The sequence below is a fragment of the Sinorhizobium sp. 7-81 genome (genome assembly GCF_030124405.1).
GTDB classification, from domain to species: domain Bacteria; phylum Pseudomonadota; class Alphaproteobacteria; order Rhizobiales; family Rhizobiaceae; genus Sinorhizobium; species Sinorhizobium psoraleae.
This window is the reverse complement of the sequence record NZ_JASKLT010000095.1, coordinates 1-400: the sequence shown is the minus strand read 5'-3', so window position 1 is coordinate 400 and position 400 is coordinate 1. Positions and strand designations below refer to the sequence as shown.

Here is a 400-nt window from a genome sequence, read left to right as displayed (position 1 = left end):
CGGCTCGAACAGGCTCGCCAGCTTCTCGCCAGCCGGCACCGCCTCGCCGGCCAGGACCCGCCGCTCGGTCTGGGCAATGATCCGCTCGATTAGCGGCTTATAGCGGCAGACTTGCGCCTACCAGAGTTCGACCGCCGGACCCGCCGCCAGCGGCAAATGTGCCGCCGCCTGCTGCAGATAATCCAGGGTGTTCCGGGCGATCCTAAGCAGCGCGCGGTAGTGCTGAACCCGTTTGGGGCGACCGCGGGTATACTCGATCGCCCGAGCCCGCTTCTTCGCCGCGCGGCAGTGATCGTGCCACGGGATGGCGTGACCCAGTGCATCAGCCTGCTGCAACAGTCGCACCATCACCCGGACAGCGTCCCATAACAGGCTGCTGTCGCTCGGCTCATGGATCGAT

At 66.5% G+C, this 400-nt stretch carries 1 pseudogene; it reads right to left on the bottom strand.

The window, feature by feature from the left end:
- Window positions 1–400 (bottom strand): annotated as a pseudogene (locus QN224_RS33660) (ISNCY family transposase); the annotation flags it as partial.